General features: G+C 45.2%; 15 protein-coding genes and 2 tRNA genes. 6 read left to right on the forward strand and 11 right to left on the reverse strand.

Features of this window, described 5'->3' with window-relative positions; all coding sequences use genetic code 11:
• Window positions 1-8 precede the first annotated feature (8 nt).
• The 7 genes from pepN to ACFOEE_RS06220 all read right to left on the reverse strand — a co-directional run bounded on the left by pepN (window position 9) and on the right by ACFOEE_RS06220 (window position 8404).
• Entirely contained in the window at window positions 9-2594 is a 2586-nt protein-coding gene (pepN, locus tag ACFOEE_RS06190) for an aminopeptidase N (protein ID WP_377122056.1), read from the reverse strand.
• Window positions 2595-2640: 46 nt separating this feature from the next.
• On the reverse strand, window positions 2641-4107 hold the full coding sequence (gene nhaC / locus ACFOEE_RS06195; RefSeq protein ID WP_377122059.1) for a Na+/H+ antiporter NhaC: 1467 nt from the start codon (window positions 4105-4107) through the stop codon (window positions 2641-2643).
• Window positions 4108-4395: 288 nt separating this feature from the next.
• Window positions 4396-6426 (reverse strand): carboxy terminal-processing peptidase, encoded by a 2031-nt coding sequence (prc, locus tag ACFOEE_RS06200; RefSeq protein ID WP_377122062.1) that lies wholly within the window; start codon window positions 6424-6426, stop codon window positions 4396-4398.
• Window positions 6427-6436: 10 nt separating this feature from the next.
• Window positions 6437-7138, reverse strand: coding sequence for an RNA chaperone ProQ (gene proQ, locus ACFOEE_RS06205; protein ID WP_377122065.1), 702 nt, complete (start codon window positions 7136-7138; stop codon window positions 6437-6439).
• Between the two features lie 16 nt (window positions 7139-7154).
• Window positions 7155-7433: a hypothetical protein gene (locus tag ACFOEE_RS06210; RefSeq protein WP_377122068.1), complete on the reverse strand. Its 279-nt coding sequence runs from the start codon at window positions 7431-7433 to the stop codon at window positions 7155-7157.
• A 2-nt stretch (window positions 7434-7435) separates the two neighbouring features.
• A complete protein-coding gene (locus ACFOEE_RS06215; protein WP_377122071.1) occupies window positions 7436-7900 on the reverse strand; it encodes a GAF domain-containing protein in 465 nt (154 codons plus the stop codon).
• Between the two features lie 117 nt (window positions 7901-8017).
• Entirely contained in the window at window positions 8018-8404 is a 387-nt protein-coding gene (locus tag ACFOEE_RS06220; RefSeq protein WP_377122074.1) for a hypothetical protein, read from the reverse strand.
• Window positions 8405-8836: 432 nt separating this feature from the next.
• Between ACFOEE_RS06220 and ACFOEE_RS06225 the strand changes: the two genes are divergently transcribed.
• On the forward strand, window positions 8837-9367 hold the full coding sequence (locus tag ACFOEE_RS06225; protein WP_377122077.1) for an AidA/PixA family protein: 531 nt from the start codon (window positions 8837-8839) through the stop codon (window positions 9365-9367).
• Window positions 9368-9462: 95 nt separating this feature from the next.
• On the opposite strand, the gene ACFOEE_RS06230 is transcribed toward ACFOEE_RS06225, so the two are convergent.
• Both ACFOEE_RS06230 and ACFOEE_RS06235 read right to left on the reverse strand, forming a co-directional pair.
• Window positions 9463-9553, reverse strand: a tRNA-Ser gene (locus tag ACFOEE_RS06230).
• A 44-nt stretch (window positions 9554-9597) separates the two neighbouring features.
• Window positions 9598-9688 (reverse strand) — tRNA-Ser (locus ACFOEE_RS06235).
• Window positions 9689-10092: 404 nt separating this feature from the next.
• On the opposite strand from ACFOEE_RS06235, the gene ACFOEE_RS06240 reads away from it, so the two are divergent.
• From ACFOEE_RS06240 to ACFOEE_RS06260, 5 genes are read left to right on the forward strand one after another with little or no spacing between them, the layout of a single operon-like run.
• Window positions 10093-10758 carry a Bax inhibitor-1/YccA family protein gene (locus ACFOEE_RS06240; protein WP_377122080.1) on the forward strand — a complete coding sequence of 222 codons (666 nt, stop codon included), beginning with the start codon at window positions 10093-10095 and terminating at the stop codon, window positions 10756-10758.
• Between the two features lie 55 nt (window positions 10759-10813).
• The gene (tusD, locus tag ACFOEE_RS06245) at window positions 10814-11164 is read left to right on the forward strand and encodes a sulfurtransferase complex subunit TusD (protein WP_377122083.1); all 351 of its coding nucleotides are present in this window, start codon (window positions 10814-10816) and stop codon (window positions 11162-11164) included.
• Window positions 11161-11517 (forward strand): sulfurtransferase complex subunit TusC, encoded by a 357-nt coding sequence (gene tusC / locus ACFOEE_RS06250; protein ID WP_377122086.1) that lies wholly within the window; start codon window positions 11161-11163, stop codon window positions 11515-11517. Before tusD ends, tusC begins: the two co-directional genes overlap by 4 nt.
• On the forward strand, window positions 11517-11777 hold the full coding sequence (locus ACFOEE_RS06255) for a DsrH/TusB family sulfur metabolism protein (protein ID WP_377122089.1): 261 nt from the start codon (window positions 11517-11519) through the stop codon (window positions 11775-11777). The genes tusC and ACFOEE_RS06255 overlap by 1 nt, the downstream gene beginning before the upstream one ends.
• A 2-nt stretch (window positions 11778-11779) precedes the next feature.
• Window positions 11780-12109 carry a TusE/DsrC/DsvC family sulfur relay protein gene (locus ACFOEE_RS06260; protein WP_377122092.1) on the forward strand — a complete coding sequence of 110 codons (330 nt, stop codon included), beginning with the start codon at window positions 11780-11782 and terminating at the stop codon, window positions 12107-12109.
• 41 nt (window positions 12110-12150) lie between these two features.
• Here the strand turns inward: ACFOEE_RS06260 and ACFOEE_RS06265 are convergent, their stop codons facing one another.
• Window positions 12151-14937: a collagenase gene (locus ACFOEE_RS06265; protein WP_377122095.1), complete on the reverse strand. Its 2787-nt coding sequence runs from the start codon at window positions 14935-14937 to the stop codon at window positions 12151-12153.
• Window positions 14938-15174: 237 nt separating this feature from the next.
• On the reverse strand, window positions 15175-15978 hold the full coding sequence (locus ACFOEE_RS06270; RefSeq protein ID WP_377122098.1) for an SDR family oxidoreductase: 804 nt from the start codon (window positions 15976-15978) through the stop codon (window positions 15175-15177).
• Window positions 15979-16028 lie beyond the last annotated feature (50 nt).

The raw sequence follows: 16028 nt of genomic DNA on the forward strand, positions 1-16028 counted from the left end.
CGCTTGCGTTACGCCTCCAAGGCTTTGCTGACTTTTTCGTACAAGTCGTCACTTAACCCACTTAGTGCCGCCAAACGCTGCAGCTGCGCCCGGATAAGTTCACCACGAGCGCTGTCAAAACGACGCCACGACATAAAAGGTGTTAACATACGTGAGGCGTTTTGGGGATTGATAGCGTTGAGTTCAACTAACAAATCCCCCAACAATTGATATCCACTGCCATCGGCACGATGAAACACTGATGGATTTGCACGAGCTAAGCTGCCAACTAATGCTCTTACACGGTTTGGGTTGCCTTTATCAAAGCGCGGATGCTGATAAAGCCCTTTCACCCGCGTAATAGCTGCTAAGTCTCGACGCTGTGCTTGCAATGCAAACCATTTGTCCATTACTAACGCATCATGACGCCAAGCACCATCAAATGCCGCCATGGCGTCATCTAATCCGCTATGCGTGGCGTCCACCATAGCCTTTAATGCGCCCAATTTTAGCGTCATATTTGGATTCTCTAAAGCGTGCTTAAGCCACGTGTCGATTTGCACATCACTGACTTTGGCAAGATAGCCAAGACAAGTATTTTTCAGTGCACGAGTCCCAACAGCGGCAGCCGACAAACTACCATCCTCTTGGAGTTGCGCATAGCAGCTCAGCCAAAGCGGTTTTAATTCGCAAGCCAACTGGTGTTCAAACGCCGCCAAAGTCTCACACAAAGCCTCAACTGGAATAGTCTCAAACTGGGCGATGAGGGTATCAAAACTCGGTAAAGTCAAGAGCTCAGATATGAGCGCTAAATCACCAACAGGTTTGCTTAATAACTCGCCACATGCCGCGACAATTTCTGCGTCTAATCGCTTGATGCCACTGTTAATGGCTTGTACTACGGATACGGTGTAGATCTGCTGCATTGCTTCCCAACGCGCATAGTCACTGCGTGCAAAACGCAAAATATGCAGTTTGTCGGCAAGACTACTGTCAAACTGCACCTGCACTGGTGCAGAGAAATCCTCTAACATCACCACCGCTGGTTTACTTGTGACCCCTGTGAACGTGAAACTTTGCTCTGCGGCTTTAACATGTAACACCTTGCCGCTGACATTCGGCTGGGCACTAAGTGGCACCGACTTACCCATGTCATCCAGTAGCTCAATTGCGACCGGAATATGCAACATAGCTTGCTCAGGGTTATTCTTTGGCGGTAATTGTTTAATATTAAGCGTTAAAGTTTGCTGTGTACTATCGTAAACCGAATCAACCACCAAGCGAGGCGTGCCAAATTGGCTATACCAAAGTTTGAACTGAGTTAAATCCGCATCATTGGCATCTGCCATAGCGGCAACGAAATCATCGCAAGTAGCCGCTTGACCATCATGACGACTGACGTATAACTGCATCCCAGCTTGGAAGCCCGCTTCACCTAACAGAGTATGCAGCATGCGGATCACTTCAGCGCCTTTGTTGTATACTGTCACTGTGTAGAAGTTGTTCATTTCAATCACTTGCTCAGGCCGAATTGGGTGAGCCATTGGTCCTGCATCTTCAGCAAACTGATGATTGCGCATAGCTTCTACTGCATCAATGCGATTAAGACCCCGCGAGCCTAAATCTGAACTAAATTCTTGATCACGAAATACCGTCAAACCTTCTTTTAACGACAGTTGGAACCAGTCACGGCAAGTAATGCGATTACCCGTCCAGTTATGGAAATACTCATGGCCTACGATAGATTCAATCGTATGGAAATCTCTGTCCGTTGCGGTTTCTTGATTCGCGAGTACGCAAGCGCTGTTAAATATATTTAGCCCTTTGTTTTCCATCGCGCCCATATTGAAAAAGTCGACTGCAACTATCATGTAGATATCTAAGTCATATTCGAGCTTGAAGCGCGATTCGTCCCATGCCATGGCCTTTTTCAGGCTTGTCATGGCATGAGGCGCTTTGCCTAAATTCCCCTTATCCACGAATAACTGTAGCGACACCTCACGCCCACTTTGCGTCACAAATGTGTCTTCAAGAACGTCAAAATCCCCTGCCACTAAGGCAAATAAATAACTCGGTTTGTTGAACGGATCATGCCATTTGGCAAAGTGACGGCCATCAGGCAAGTCACCTGAATCTATTTTGTTGCCATTGGATAACAGATACGGCACTTCTTTTGGCGCGATGATAGTGACTGTGTATTGCGTCAGCACATCAGGTCTATCTAGGAAGTAGGTTATTTTACGAAACCCTTCTGCTTCACACTGAGTACAATAAGCACCACCTGATTGATATAAGCCTTCTAACGACGTATTACCAGCGGGGTCAATTCGGCATTGAATATCCAGAGTAAATTGCGTTGGCAGTGAGGTAAGATGTAGCTCAGAGGCGGTTTGGGTAAAGTCTTGATGTACCACACCATTCACTTTCACTTCTAACAGCTCAAGCTCTACACCTTGCAAAGTGAGCTCGCGAGAGTTGTTTACTGCCAACCATGTTGATTTTGCACTCACCAAAGTGGCATGAGGCGCCAGCTCAAAAGTGAGCGCCAGTTCAGCAACCTGATGAGAAGGGGGTGTATAGTCTTTTAATAATTTTGCCGCTGGTTTTGCTTGCATGATGATGTCCTTAAAAAAAAGCCCCAACTAAGTTGAGGCGTTTAAATTATTGCGCTGCTGGCGCCTCGACGGGCTGCTTGGGTTTAATACGCAGGATTTTAACCCCGAGATAAGCATAAATGACCGCCAGAATCGGATTAATTAGATTAAAGAAGGCATATACCGCATAGTCAAATGGATTTACCATCAACACACTTTGCATATAAGCACCACAGGTATTCCAAGGGATAAGCGGGCTGGTAATAGTACCGCCATCTTCAAGTGTGCGAGATAAATTAACGCTTTTCAGGCCGCGCTTTTGATATTCTTCTTTAAACATTCTACCTGGTACGACAATCGCAATGTACTGATCTGCCGCCACTGCATTAGTACCAATACAAGTTGCAATCGTCGCTGTGATAAGTGAGCCAGTGCTGCGCGCGATTTTCAGAATGCTTTTTACAAACATCTCTAATAAACCGGTCTTTTCCATAATTGCACCAAACATCAGCGCCGTCATCACCAACCAGGTGGTAGTAAGCATGCTGGCCATACCCCCGCCACTAAGCAGACTGTTCATTTTGCTATCGCCAGTTTCTACGCTAAAGCCTGCAAAAAAGGTTTGCCAAACCAGCTTGAAATGGCCGATTAGCTCACCTTGAGACTTGTCAATTTGTGTAGCGATTAAGTCACCTTGGAATAGCAATGCCCAAATCGCACCGAGCACCGCGCCGATTGAAATGGCAGGAAACGCTGGCATTTTCTTAATCGCTAAGGCCAGTAACACGATAAGTGGGACCAACATTGCGAGATTAATATTAAAGTGCGACTGCAAAATACTCACGATAGCGTCTATTTGATGCGCTTCACTACTCACGTCAGCATTAAAGCCCATAAATAAAAAGATGATGAGGGCAATCACAAAACTGGGGACTGTCGTCCACAGCATATGTTGAATATGTTCGAACAAATCAGCACCTGCAACCGCAGGTGCTAAATTGGTAGTTTCCGATAACGGACTGAGTTTGTCACCAAAATACGCCCCGGAGATCACCGCACCCGCGGTCACGACGTGATCTAAACCAAGTCCAGTGGCAACCCCTAACAGCGCCACACCTATGGTCGCGGCGGTCGTCCAAGAGCTACCGATACTCATCGCGACTATGCCGCAAATTAAACAACTGGCAGCGTAAAACCACTGTGGGTCGATAATTTGTAAACCGTAGTAAATTAAGGTAGGTACAGTACCTGAAAGTAACCAAGTGCCGATAAGTGCACCAACCATGAGCAAGATCAAAATCGCCCCAAGGGAAATTGTGATACCTTTTATCATGGCTTCTTCAAGAGTCTTCCAAGTGTAGCCATTTTTTAAGCCAATCAGTGCTGCAGTGAAAGTAGCGAACAATAATGCGATTTGATTTGGCCCTGACGATGAATTATCGCCAAACAAATAGACGGCTGCGCCGAGAAGACATACCAGCACGCCAATGGGAATTAAGGCATCCAAAAAGGTAGGTTGCTTTACTTGCTTCAAAACGTGTTACTCCTGTGCACAGCAGCGGCTGCGCTTATTATTATTGCTAGCTGTATTAACTTGTCTTGCAACTTAACAAGGCAAATATAAGCTAGTGTTGCAAACACGATAACGGCCTGCTCTGCGGGTCATGTGCTTGTTGTTGTCAATTTTTTGCGCTTGAGTACGCGGCCTGCTGACCTTTCATTTCATCATCATTTAGCTAAATTGAAGGCCAACAGCGCATTCAATCATACCAAAGGCTATCGCAGATGCGTAATAAAAAAGGCGCTAAAGCGCCCTTTTTGCTTATTTTGTATTCTTGGCGAGTCGCCCATAAGTGATAAAATCTTGCGTCACTAATGCGGCTTCTTCTAGATAGGGGTCAAGTTCAGACAATAGCTCAGGTGCATCGTCTAATGATTTGATAGGCTCTTTACCTAAACGCGCTAATCTTTCATTGGCACGCTTTAGGCTTAAAGCATCATTATCGGCGCGCTCTTTAAGACGCTCTGCCTCAACTAAAGAAATCGTTTTATTGTCTTTCTCTTGCTTGTATCGCGCAATGTCATCAAACACATAAGCAAATTCAGGTTCTTTCTTGATGCGTTCTTCATGCTTTTCACCCAAATACTTTACCGCTGCGGCTAACGAGTCGACTGTATTGTAGTTAGCTCGAGCAATACTATCCCAAGGCAAAGCATTTGGTTCTTGGCTCTCACCCCATTCTGCCGGGTCAATTGCTGATGGTAACATGACGTCTGGAATAACGCCCATATGCTGCGTGCTGCCGCCGTTAATACGGTAAAACTTTGCAATGGTATATTGCACACTACCGAGCGGATTATCGTACAAGTCGTACGCTCTACCTAGTGGCTTATGTTGCTGTACCGTGCCTTTACCAAAGGTTTGTTCGCCGATAACCACAGCACGGCCATAATCTTGCATCGCTGCAGCAAAAATTTCAGAAGCCGATGCACTGTAACGGTCAACTAAAACTGTCAACGGGCCATCGTAGAAAGTCACGCCGTCGCGGTCTTGCTGTGCTTCTACTTGATTATTCAAAGTGTGGATCTGTACCACTGGACCTTGGTCAAAGAATAAGCCGGATAACTGCGTTGCTTCATACAACGAACCACCACCATTTTGCCGTAGGTCGATGATAATTCCATCTACCTTTTGCTCTTTGAGTTTAGCTAATTCAATTTTGACGTCTTTTGACAGGTTGTTGTAGAAACTGGGGATTTCAATCACACCGATTTTGCTGGTTAAGGTTGAATACTTGGCTTCAAATACTTCGCCTTTTGCAGCTCGGTCTTCCAAACGAATTTTATCGCGAACGATCTCAACTACCTTGGGTGTACCATGACTGTCAGCACCTTTCAGATACTGTAAGCGTACTTTGGTGCCCTTTGGCCCTTTGATAAGGTCAACCACATCATCTAGGCGCCAGCCAATCACGTCAACAAACTCTTCACCTTCTTGCGCCACGCCAATAATGCGGTCATCTGCTTTGATCTGCTCAGATTTATCAGCTGGACCACCTGGTACTAAGCTACGAATAACCGTGTAATCGTCATCAAAACCCAACACTGCACCAATGCCTTCAAGCTCAAGTTCCATATCCATCTTGAACTGTTCAGCACGACGCGGTGATAAATACGAGGTATGCGCTTCAATACTACGTGCAAAAGCGTTCATCACGATTTGGAAGGCATCTTCGGAATTGGTTTGCACTAAACGTTTCAAAGCATTGTTGTAACGTTTAGTCAGTACTTCTTTGACACCAGCCCAATCTTTACCCGTCATTTTCAAACGTAGCGCATCGTATTTAACGCGTTGACGCCAGATCTCATCCAATTCCGCGGTGGAAGTTGGCCAAGCTGCATCTTCACGGTCAAATACGTAATTATCTGGCTTATCAAAAGTCATTTCTTTATCAAGTAAAGAAATAGCAAACTGATAACGCTCAAAACGACGTTTAAGGCTGACATTAAACATATCAAATGCAAAGTTTAGCTTGCCTGATGTCAAACCGTCATCGAAAGCATCTTTGTACTGCTTAAATTGTTCAACGTCAGAAGCTAACATTACGCTTTTGTTGAAATCGAGCGTTTCTACGTAACGCTCGAATACTTTTTCCGATAACGCGTCGTTAAGCTGGATATGTTTGTAATGCGAACGAGTAAACAGATTTGTCACTCTCTTGCTGGCAATGGCATGTTGACTTTCCTGTTTCAACACAGGTAATGACGACACATTTACCGCATCATTCGAGGCGGCGACAGATACAGAAACTAATGCTGCAGCAATGGGAATGAGTGACCACTTTTTACTCATACGCTACTCCTTAAATAAAGTACAAACTGTCCGCTTTGGTTTTAACTTGCATACCAGTAACCAGTTCTACAAACACTTCGTCGTTTTTCACTTCACGAATAGTTGCATTAACCAGTGCCTGACCTAGCTTCACTTTTACCTTAGCATTCACTTTGACTTCGGATGCTGGTAAAGGTTCGACTTTGCCAGAACGTTTTACCGGTGCTTCTTCAACAGGCTTAGTATTTACCTTAGCGTGTTTATCGTGAGGTTTGTTCTTATCAAACGGTCTCTTTTTGTAAGATTTTGTGTCAGCGCCACGATTTGCATCGCGCGGAGCACCATCACGGCCACCTTCACGACGAGGCGGACGCTTACCTTTGTTCATAGGTTTGGCCGCTTTACGTTTCGCGCGTGATTCTTCTAATGCTTGCTTAGCATGTTCAATATGCTCTTGTTCAATCTTTTCAGCTTGGTTACCGTCAAGATCAATACGGAATTCATTTTGAGTAACCGACTCAAGATAACGCCAGTTTGAAGTATATTTGCGTAGCGCTTGACGAACCTGCGTTTTACTCACAGTTTCATTGCCTTCGATGCGCTCAGCGATATCCTTAAAAATACCCACTTTTAGAGGTTTGATGCCGTCTTTGGCCTTAAAGCAATTTGGATACTCCTGATACAGGAACTCCAATACTTCATTGATGTCTTTTAGCTTGTTTGTGGTTTCCATGTTTAAACCTATATTGTTATATCTGCTCATCTAGTGATGAGTGAATATAGTGCGTTACCCAGTCTGATAGCTCTTCAAAATCGGCTTCCAGCAGCGCCGTATCACCGCGAAGATGCTCCCAAATACCATTTATAATTTCGTCAATTGTTTCGCAGTCGAGGTCTTCTGGTAACAGACCCCAAGCTTGGTGGATTAGTTCATTCAGCGTCTCAGCAACTTGCTCTTCTTCGCCTTCCCAATCGCCAACATCAGCGTAAGAAAACAAATAGTCTTGAACTTGCAGCAAATCTTTCATGATTATGCCCCAAGCGTCAGCTCAAAGGCGTTGATAAGCGCTTCTAATCCTTGTTTATCTTGTTCGTCAAAGCGCGCTAAACTGGGGCTGTCGATGTCCAATACCGCAACGACTTTACCGTTACGATAGACTGGCACCACTATCTCAGAATTTGACGCGGCATCACAGGCAATATGCCCTGGAAATAGATGTACGTCTTCCACCAGCTGGGTTTGCTGCATCGCGACGGCTGTACCGCAAACACCTTTGCCGACTGGAATACGAATACAGGCGGGTTTACCTTGGAATGGGCCTAACACTAACTCGTCGTCACCGTCCATGATGTAAAATCCTACCCAGTTGATGTCTTCAAGCGACATCCAAAGCAGGGCGCTTAGGTTAGCCATATTGGCAATCATATTTGGCTCGTCGCCGATTAAACCTTTCGCTTGGAGGATTAGACTGTGGTAAAAATCTTGCTTCTGCATCGTATACATCTAAATAAATACATAGAAGCCTAAGGTACTCTTTCACGGGCTTAAATGAAACCTTTTCCAGTCAAAAAGTGTTATTTCTCTGTAAATATTGCATCGCTTGATGAGATTTTAGACAAGTCGTTCTGCGTTTCGTCGCAAGCCATATAAAAACAGCGCTGCGGCTAATCCTGACATTACCGCATTTACAATAAAACCGACTCCCCCCGCCGCGGCAAAAATATAACTAAACACCGCGCCAGCCAATAACCCAACCGTTGCCAACAGGTTATAGCTGACCTTACCCCGCTTATAGAGCCACAAATATGCGGGTAGCACAGCGACTCCAATTGCCAAACCGACGATATGGGCGTTGGCTATCGCACTTATCAGTAAGCTAAAAAATGTCGCGCTGGAGCCATTAGGTAAAGTCACTGCGTAATAAATGCCAAGCACTGTACCCACTAATATTGGCGATAATAGCGAATAGCCCACGCCTTTTAGGATCTGATTTTTCATCTTAACTCACTTGTTCGGAGTAATTTACTGCCACACTTAAGCTTGCCCGAGGTTGCAAATAACTCAACTCGACTTTGGTCTATAACGGGTGTGTTAACTAGTTTGACTAAGCGCATTGTGGCACTTAATAGATTTACCCTACTGATAAGCACCAAACGACGCACTACTTCATGCGGTTAAAAATCCACATCTATTTTAGAACTACGATTGGACTAGCGACCTAACTAACTGAAGCATAAATATATAAGAATAAGTTATTCCCAAGCCGCTGTTTGCGCCCAAACAATATTAGCGATACGGTGAAATTGAACTAGCCTTGGGGGGCGAATTGAGACCTTTTTAGACCTATTCGCACCCGGTCACATCGGCATCGACGAGGTTGTTGCGCTGTGTGTCGAAGTGGTTACAAAACTTTAGATCAAGGACAAGAACATGAGTCAAATTAACGTATTAGTTGCAGTTGACGGTGCAAAACTGGCACAACAGGTTGCGGATGGTAGCCTCCATGCAGGCAGTGCTGGCAGTCCCACCCTCCTCGGGTCATATGGCACATCAGACGTGTATATTTCGATGATTGCCCAGCATAGCGTCGCGGTGAATGACCAAGGCCAATCTGAACTCACCATCAAAGCGCAATCTGGAGATATTATCAGTTGGTTTATGACCACCTTTGGCAATAACACAGATCACTCAGCAACCATTTACAACGCGAGCTTTAACCCGTCGAATGGCATACAAGCTTATGGCAGTACCATTCAGGAAGAAAACAATTATCTTCCACCTGCGGATAACACTTCACCTTCGTCGGTGACACGTTTCACCAATACTTTTAGCTCTTACAGTGCTAAGCTAACTAAGGTTAATCAACACATTCAATACTATATGTCGTTTGTATTGGTGGATAACAGCAATGGCCACATCATTGGCTATTTTGCGTGGGACCCATTTATCAATGTCAACTAACTCTGCTGACACCGGGCGCAATTCGCCCTGCGATAAATAAGTCAGTGTATGAAAAGTAAAAAGGCCGCAAACTTAATTTGCGGCCTTCTTTTTAGTGGCGGAGAGATAGGGATTTGAACCCTAGATACGCTATTAACGTATGCCGGTTTTCAAGACCGGTGCATTCAACCACTCTGCCATCTCTCCTAAACCGATCATTCCCGCATATTACTGCGTGAACTTAAAATGAGTGGCGGAGAGATAGGGATTTGAACCCTAGGTACGCTATTAACGTACGCCGGTTTTCAAGACCGGTGCTTTCAACCACTCAGCCATCTCTCCGCAGCGGGGCGAATAATAGAGAAACTCGGCGATGATGTGAAGCACTTTTTGCAAAAAAAAGTTCAACTGCTTAAAAAACAGCTTTTCTGCCCATTAAAGAATCACTTAACCTACCACTTTTGCTATTTCCGGCCCTACCATACCTATCTTGGTCATTATTTTACTTGTGAATTCGTGCTTGATCACCGCCCATTTGCCATTCTCAGCTTAACCCTAACTGGTACGCGTACTATCTGACGGGAACTAAATCGGTGTTTTTCAGTCTATGTATTTAGATTAGATTGCCCAAATTAGAGAGTCTTGTTACTCTTTTCTAAGGATAAGAAAGTGAACAAAATCTCTAACCAATAGGTGCAAAGAACACTTAACGTTAGTAGCTTAGATTTTCAATATAAGGAGCTCATATGGCTTTCAATCACTCGTATCAAACCGCAAAACCGGTGATGTCGACGCTTGAAACCAATAAGGTGTTGAAAAACACTTATTTCTTGCTGGCAATGACATTGGCATTTAGTGCCGTCACCGCAGCTATTTCGATGACTATGGCGCTGCCGCGCTTCACCGGATTGATTTGCTCTCTGGTGGCGTTTGGCTTGCTATTTGTTATCCAGAAAAAAGCGAATTCATCCTCTGCTATCGGCCTAGTATTCTTATTTACTGGCTTAATGGGCTTTGGTTTAGGACCAATGCTCGCGCACTACGCGAGTATGCCAAACGGCGCAATGCTGATAACCCAAGCACTTGGTTCAACAGCGCTGGTATTTTTTGGTTTATCTGCTTACGCACTAACGACTAAAAAAGATTTCTCCTTTATGGGAGGATTCTTAATGGTCGGTTTAGTAGTGGTGATTATTTCGAGCCTAGTAAACCTATTTATCGGCAGCTCAGTCGCATTTATGGCTATCAATGCTGCAGTAGTGTTACTGATGTCTGGCCTGATTTTATTCGATACTAGCCGCATCGTGAACGGTGGTGAGACCAATTATGTGCTTGCAACAGTAAGCCTGTACCTCAACATCTACAACCTTTTCACCGCACTACTACACTTGTTCGGCGCAAGTGATGACTAATCGCTGAGATTTGCTAAAATAAGCCCCACCTTTGGGGCTTTTTTATTGGTTTATTTTGGCAAGTTTCGTCCTTTCACTTCATAGCGCACCGAGCTCATTGACTTCGGTACAGCTGCTCTACCGCTACGCTACTGCTGCTATCGCGAATGGGCATACCATAGAAGCGGTGTTTCTTTATCAGCAAGGTGTGTATCATGCGCAGCAGCATATCCAAGTAGCCTCAGATCAATTAGATGCCAAATCCCTCTGGCGCCAACTCAAGGCGAAGGATATTCCATTAATGTTATGTGTTACCGCTGCGGAAAGCCGTGGTGTGGAGTGTGATAGCGAATTATTTGATATCGCTGGGCTTGCTGAGTTTGCTATGCGTACCAGTAGAGTGGATAAATGGGTGCAGTTTAAATGACCAAAATTCTTGTCATTAGCCAAAACTCACCTTATAGCGGTGCAAGCTTAAAAGAAGCGTTAGATATGGCGCTTATTTTTGCCGCGGTAGATGCTGAGGTCGCATGGCTCTTTCGTGGCCCTGCTCTGTATGCCTTACAAGGCGCTCAGCAACCTCAGGTGCTCGGCTTAAAAGATCAGTTCAAAACCATGAAAACGCTCGAAATCTATGATGTCGAGCAACTCTACGTGTGCGCCGAAAGTTTGCTACATTACGGCCTAGCTGAGGAACAATTGGCGCTGCCCGTAACCGCCTTAACTTCCAAGCAGCAAGCTGAGCTAATTCAGCAATTTGATAAGGTGGTCACCTTTTAATGGCAACATTACATATATTCTCAAGTCTTTTGGAGCAGGCTCTACCCTCTGCCAGTGCACTCATTGCCAAGGACGACATAGTCGTGCTTACGCAAGATGCCTGTTATGCAGCAGCGCAATTTGCCCATCTTCCCAATCTGCATATTCTCGCGGATTGTGCAACTGCACGCGGCGCTCTGCTGCCTGAAGGGGTGAAAGTCATTTCTGATACAGAGTTCGTCGAGCTGACGTTACTTTGTCAAACAAATATAAGTTGGTAATTATGTTAGCGTTTAAAGGCCAAGAAATCGCCACCGATCAACAAGGTTATTTGTTAGATCATACCCAATGGAGCAATGAGCTCGCAGCTGAAATTGCTCGTTTGGAAGACATCACGATGAGCGATGCACACTGGGAAGTCGTGCATTTTGTCCGTGATTTTTATCTTGAATATAACACTAGCCCTGCTATCCGAATGTTGGTCAAAGCAATGGCAAAAGCGCTTGGTGAAGATAAAGGCAACAGTATGTACCTTTATAAATTATTCCCTAAAGGCCCAGCAAAACAAGCTACAAAAATAGCTGGCTTACCAAAACCTGCGCGTTGTATTTAACTAAAAAAGGCCTCATTGAGGCCTTTATCTTTGCTTAACGGTTAATTGCACCAACCTTCGTTGTAGCTGACTTTAATCGTCGCACCACTCGCTTGACCAGAGACTTTCAAGTAACCCCAATAATTATTTTGACCACTGAGGTTAATACATTCACCGTTACCGCTGCGATTTGAGCTTGCCTCAACATTACTTGCGGTTGGCCAACCTTGATTACTGTACTCTAAATTAAGGTCGCCCGTACCGTGTGCGGTTTCAATACTGATACTTTGCTGCCCACTGACGTTTTCTAAGCTAAACCACATTGGATCTTGGCCACCTAAACAAGTTGCCTGGCCCGCTGTTAAACGACCACTGGTGACTGGGCCTTGGGTTTGACAGGCATTCGGTAAGCTCGCTACCGCTGCTGTGTAATCGGCAACCAGTTGTAAACCACTAAAGGCATTGTAGCCACGCACCATGACGTGGTAAGTACCAGCTTGTGGCGTAGCAATGTCACAACGTTCAGCGTTACCGCCCACATACGGGCGGCAATCCCACGAAGTCGTAGTTGGCGCAGCACCAAAGCGTACATATAAATCACCATCACCACTACCACCTGAGGTAACAAAGCTCAAGTCACTCGCCCCAGCAGGAACTGTGAAAGTGAACGCTAGCTGCTCATTTTGTGCCGCAGCAAGTGTCACTGCTACGCCTTTTTGTAAAGTCGTGCCGGTGTTTACCGCATTAACCGTGACATTGGTACTGGCTTGAGTCGCAAGACCTTGATTGTCTGTGACCGTCAGGGTAACTGTATAGCTACCTGCGCTAGTATAGCTGTGGCTAGGTGATGCTTGATTGCTTTGACTGCCATCACCAAAATCCCATACATAACTGACTATAGAGCCATCTGCATCTGCGGAGCCAGCACTTGAAAACGCAATTGCACTATTCACATCACCACTGTACGGACCATTGATCACCGCAGTCGGTGCCTGATTACTCGTGCCGTTGGCCAGTTCTTGAGTCCATGCGCTAAATTCACTGTTATATTGCTGTGCCCAGCTGTCTACTGTGCTCTTATAACCACTCCAGTTGCCTACGCGAGTCTGCGCCAGCATTGCCTCAACCTCTGAAAAGTGGCGTTCAAACATAAAACGTACCGCGAGATAACCCCAACGATAAATACGGTCAACATCAAAACCATCGTAAGTGGTTGCAAAAATTTGCGCTAAATTGTACACCGAGCCATCTTTGATGGTGTCTATCGCAGCTTGATTGTCATTTTGATTGGCAATGTATTCAGCCACACCTTCACTCCACCACACCACATCTTGAGTCGGTGCATTAAAGTCACCGTACATATCAAAACGACCATCTAGATAATGCACATATTCATGTTCAAGGTTCCAAATAAAGTGATCAGGTTTGGCGTAAGAAGCTTCATAGGCGATGAAGTTAGCTTGGTTACCTACTTTGCTTGGGTCCCCTTCCAAATACATCCCGCCATTATTGGTATCAATTTTAAAGATGGCTTTGGCATATTTCTGATAATCGGCACTCGAGTTAAAAATGTTAACTTGTAAAAAAGTATTGTTGTCGTTCGCAACGGGTTGATTGTTAGTCGCTAAACTGGCGTGAAAGCGCGTTTCTTCCGCTGCCATGGTGGCGCACGCTGAGGTCAATTGGATGCTCGTGAGTTCTTGGGCGCGAATACGAATAGTGTTACTGCACTGGTGGCTTTGTGCCAACACTTGCGACTCTAACGTTTTATCAAAATTACAAATATTGTATTTACTGCAATCCACGTAGTAGCTCGCCACATCCGCTGCGGCAAGCCATACCGCATCGCCAAAACCATAACTTTGATAACGACTAAACAAGGCATTGAGCGCGCTATCTACTTTAGTTTGGATTGCAGTCCCGGAATATTTTTTTAGTCGCGCAAGTTCACTACCCGCATTGGCAATCATAAATTCTGCGTCGGAATTGACCATCCAAGTCTTTTGCACAAATGCATCAAGTTGGGTGACAAGATCTTGATCATTACCAACCAAAGCCACAAAATTACTGTTCCACTGACCGCGATACAAAATGGTGAAAATGTTATTTACCGCACCGCGCATATTCCATTTGCCAGCATAGCTTTGATTCCAGCGACTTAACCATTGCTTCACCACGGGCAGATAAACGTCCTGTTGCTCTGAACTGTCCATGGTAATAATGGCTTCGCTCAACACTTTGCCGTGCGCATCGTTGTCGTCATAAAAATGGCTATTGTTTACAAACGCATCTAGTGCCGCTTTCACTGCAGGTTTGACCGTAGCCGGAAACGTCACTGAATCATTATAAAATTCTACGTAAAACCCAGCGCGAATAAATAAGAATAAGGCTTCTAACCCATCACTGCCATTTCCAGCGTAGGCCGTTGCAAGGGATTGAGCTCTATCCGCTGCAGCAAGCATTTTCTGCGCGGTAAATACTTGTGCTTGCTGCGCGCTGGCTGCCGAGAATAAATCGTTAATACAGCCGGCCCCTTGCGACACCACAAGATCAGCTATGGTGTTACTATTCGCATTGGCTAATGCACTGAGGTCGCAATTAGTTGCTGCAGCCTGCAAAGTCGTGCGCGCTGCCTTGTGTAGTAAGTTATTTTGCTTTACTTGCACGGCGATAGGCGCACGTTCATCGGCTTGTTTGTGGTCATGAGCATGATATTGGGTTTGGGTTTGCACAGCTGGGATGGGAGTAAAATGCCGGGTTTCATGCTGTGCTGCCGCCAGCGCATTGATACTCGTCACTAAACTTGCGCCAAGTATTGGCATGCTGGTTATTAATGTTGTCAGTTTCATATTGTACCTTCAAAAATGTTGTATCCAAGCCCGAATAGGCGCGAGAAAATTAACACTTTATTTATACTGTATACAATATATTTTATATAACTTTAATTCATAATCATGTTACATTTTTATTCCATCGGTATTTCACGCTTCCCAACACTCCATTCAACTCATTGAATTTAAAAAGAAATAGACAAAAAGCAGCTGAGTATTTTGACCCAGCTGTCATATTTTAACTTAAGATTAATCTTATTGTTGCTGTGGACGCGCAGCTGTACCGGCTAACAAACCACCATCGACATTGAGTTCAATGCCTGTTACATATTTGGCTTCATCACTGGCTAAATAAAGTGCTGCATAGGCAACATCATCAACATCACCCATGGTTGCCAACGGCACATCTTTCGCGATAGCTGCAATGGCCGCAGCCCTTGCTTTGGGTTCTTGAGGTAGCATAGGCTCCCACATCGGAGTTAATATGGCACCTGGATGAATGGCATTACACCGAATAGGATAACCTTGCTCGGCACAGTAAAGGGCGACTGACTTGCTATGATTGCGCACCGCAGCTTTGCTCGCAGCATAAGCCGCGGCCGCTGGGATCCCCACTAAACCGGAGCGAGACGAAATATTCACTATGCTGGCGGCTTTACGTCCCTTCATTAAAGCAATCGCGTATTTACAGCCAAGTGCCACGCCCTCACTGTTCACGCTATGTACGTGTCGCCAAGCAGGTAAAGTAAAATGTTCAGGATCATGACGCTCTGGAAAATCGCTAAACCCCGTTACACCAGCATTGTTCACTAAAATATCCAAACCACCAAAACGGTTAGCAATGTCCTCTTTAACCGCTTGCCACTGTGTTTCATCAGTAACATCCAAAGTGACAAAATCCGCCTGTGCGGAGTTAAACTCACTGCGTATCACCGCCGAAAAAGATTGAATATCTGAAAGCAATACGAACGCCCCCGCTTCTGCAAATCGCCTTGCTATTTGCAAACCAATCCCTTGTGCCGCGCCTGTAATAAGTGCGACTTTGCCTGCCAACCGCATAGTTTTCCTCAACTTGACTCTTTACTTGTGTTCAGTAGAATTAAACAAAC

The organism is Pseudoalteromonas fenneropenaei, assembly GCF_042643375.1.
In the GTDB taxonomy this organism is placed as follows: Bacteria; Pseudomonadota; Gammaproteobacteria; order Enterobacterales; family Alteromonadaceae; genus Pseudoalteromonas; species Pseudoalteromonas fenneropenaei.

Coding starts and splice junctions, on each gene's coding strand:
- pepN (WP_377122056.1), bottom strand. CDS start 2,594: ATGCAAGCAAAACCAGCGGCAAAATTATTAAAAGACTATACACCCCCT.
- prc (WP_377122062.1), bottom strand. CDS start 6,426: ATGAGTAAAAAGTGGTCACTCATTCCCATTGCTGCAGCATTAGTTTCT.
- proQ (WP_377122065.1), bottom strand. CDS start 7,138: ATGGAAACCACAAACAAGCTAAAAGACATCAATGAAGTATTGGAGTTC.
- ACFOEE_RS06210 (WP_377122068.1), bottom strand. CDS start 7,433: ATGAAAGATTTGCTGCAAGTTCAAGACTATTTGTTTTCTTACGCTGAT.
- ACFOEE_RS06215 (WP_377122071.1), bottom strand. CDS start 7,900: ATGCAGAAGCAAGATTTTTACCACAGTCTAATCCTCCAAGCGAAAGGT.
- ACFOEE_RS06220 (WP_377122074.1), bottom strand. CDS start 8,404: ATGAAAAATCAGATCCTAAAAGGCGTGGGCTATTCGCTATTATCGCCA.
- ACFOEE_RS06225 (WP_377122077.1), top strand. CDS start 8,837: ATGAGTCAAATTAACGTATTAGTTGCAGTTGACGGTGCAAAACTGGCA.
- ACFOEE_RS06240 (WP_377122080.1), top strand. CDS start 10,093: ATGGCTTTCAATCACTCGTATCAAACCGCAAAACCGGTGATGTCGACG.
- tusC (WP_377122086.1), top strand. CDS start 11,161: ATGACCAAAATTCTTGTCATTAGCCAAAACTCACCTTATAGCGGTGCA.
- ACFOEE_RS06255 (WP_377122089.1), top strand. CDS start 11,517: ATGGCAACATTACATATATTCTCAAGTCTTTTGGAGCAGGCTCTACCC.
- ACFOEE_RS06260 (WP_377122092.1), top strand. CDS start 11,780: ATGTTAGCGTTTAAAGGCCAAGAAATCGCCACCGATCAACAAGGTTAT.
- ACFOEE_RS06265 (WP_377122095.1), bottom strand. CDS start 14,937: ATGAAACTGACAACATTAATAACCAGCATGCCAATACTTGGCGCAAGT.
- ACFOEE_RS06270 (WP_377122098.1), bottom strand. CDS start 15,978: ATGCGGTTGGCAGGCAAAGTCGCACTTATTACAGGCGCGGCACAAGGG.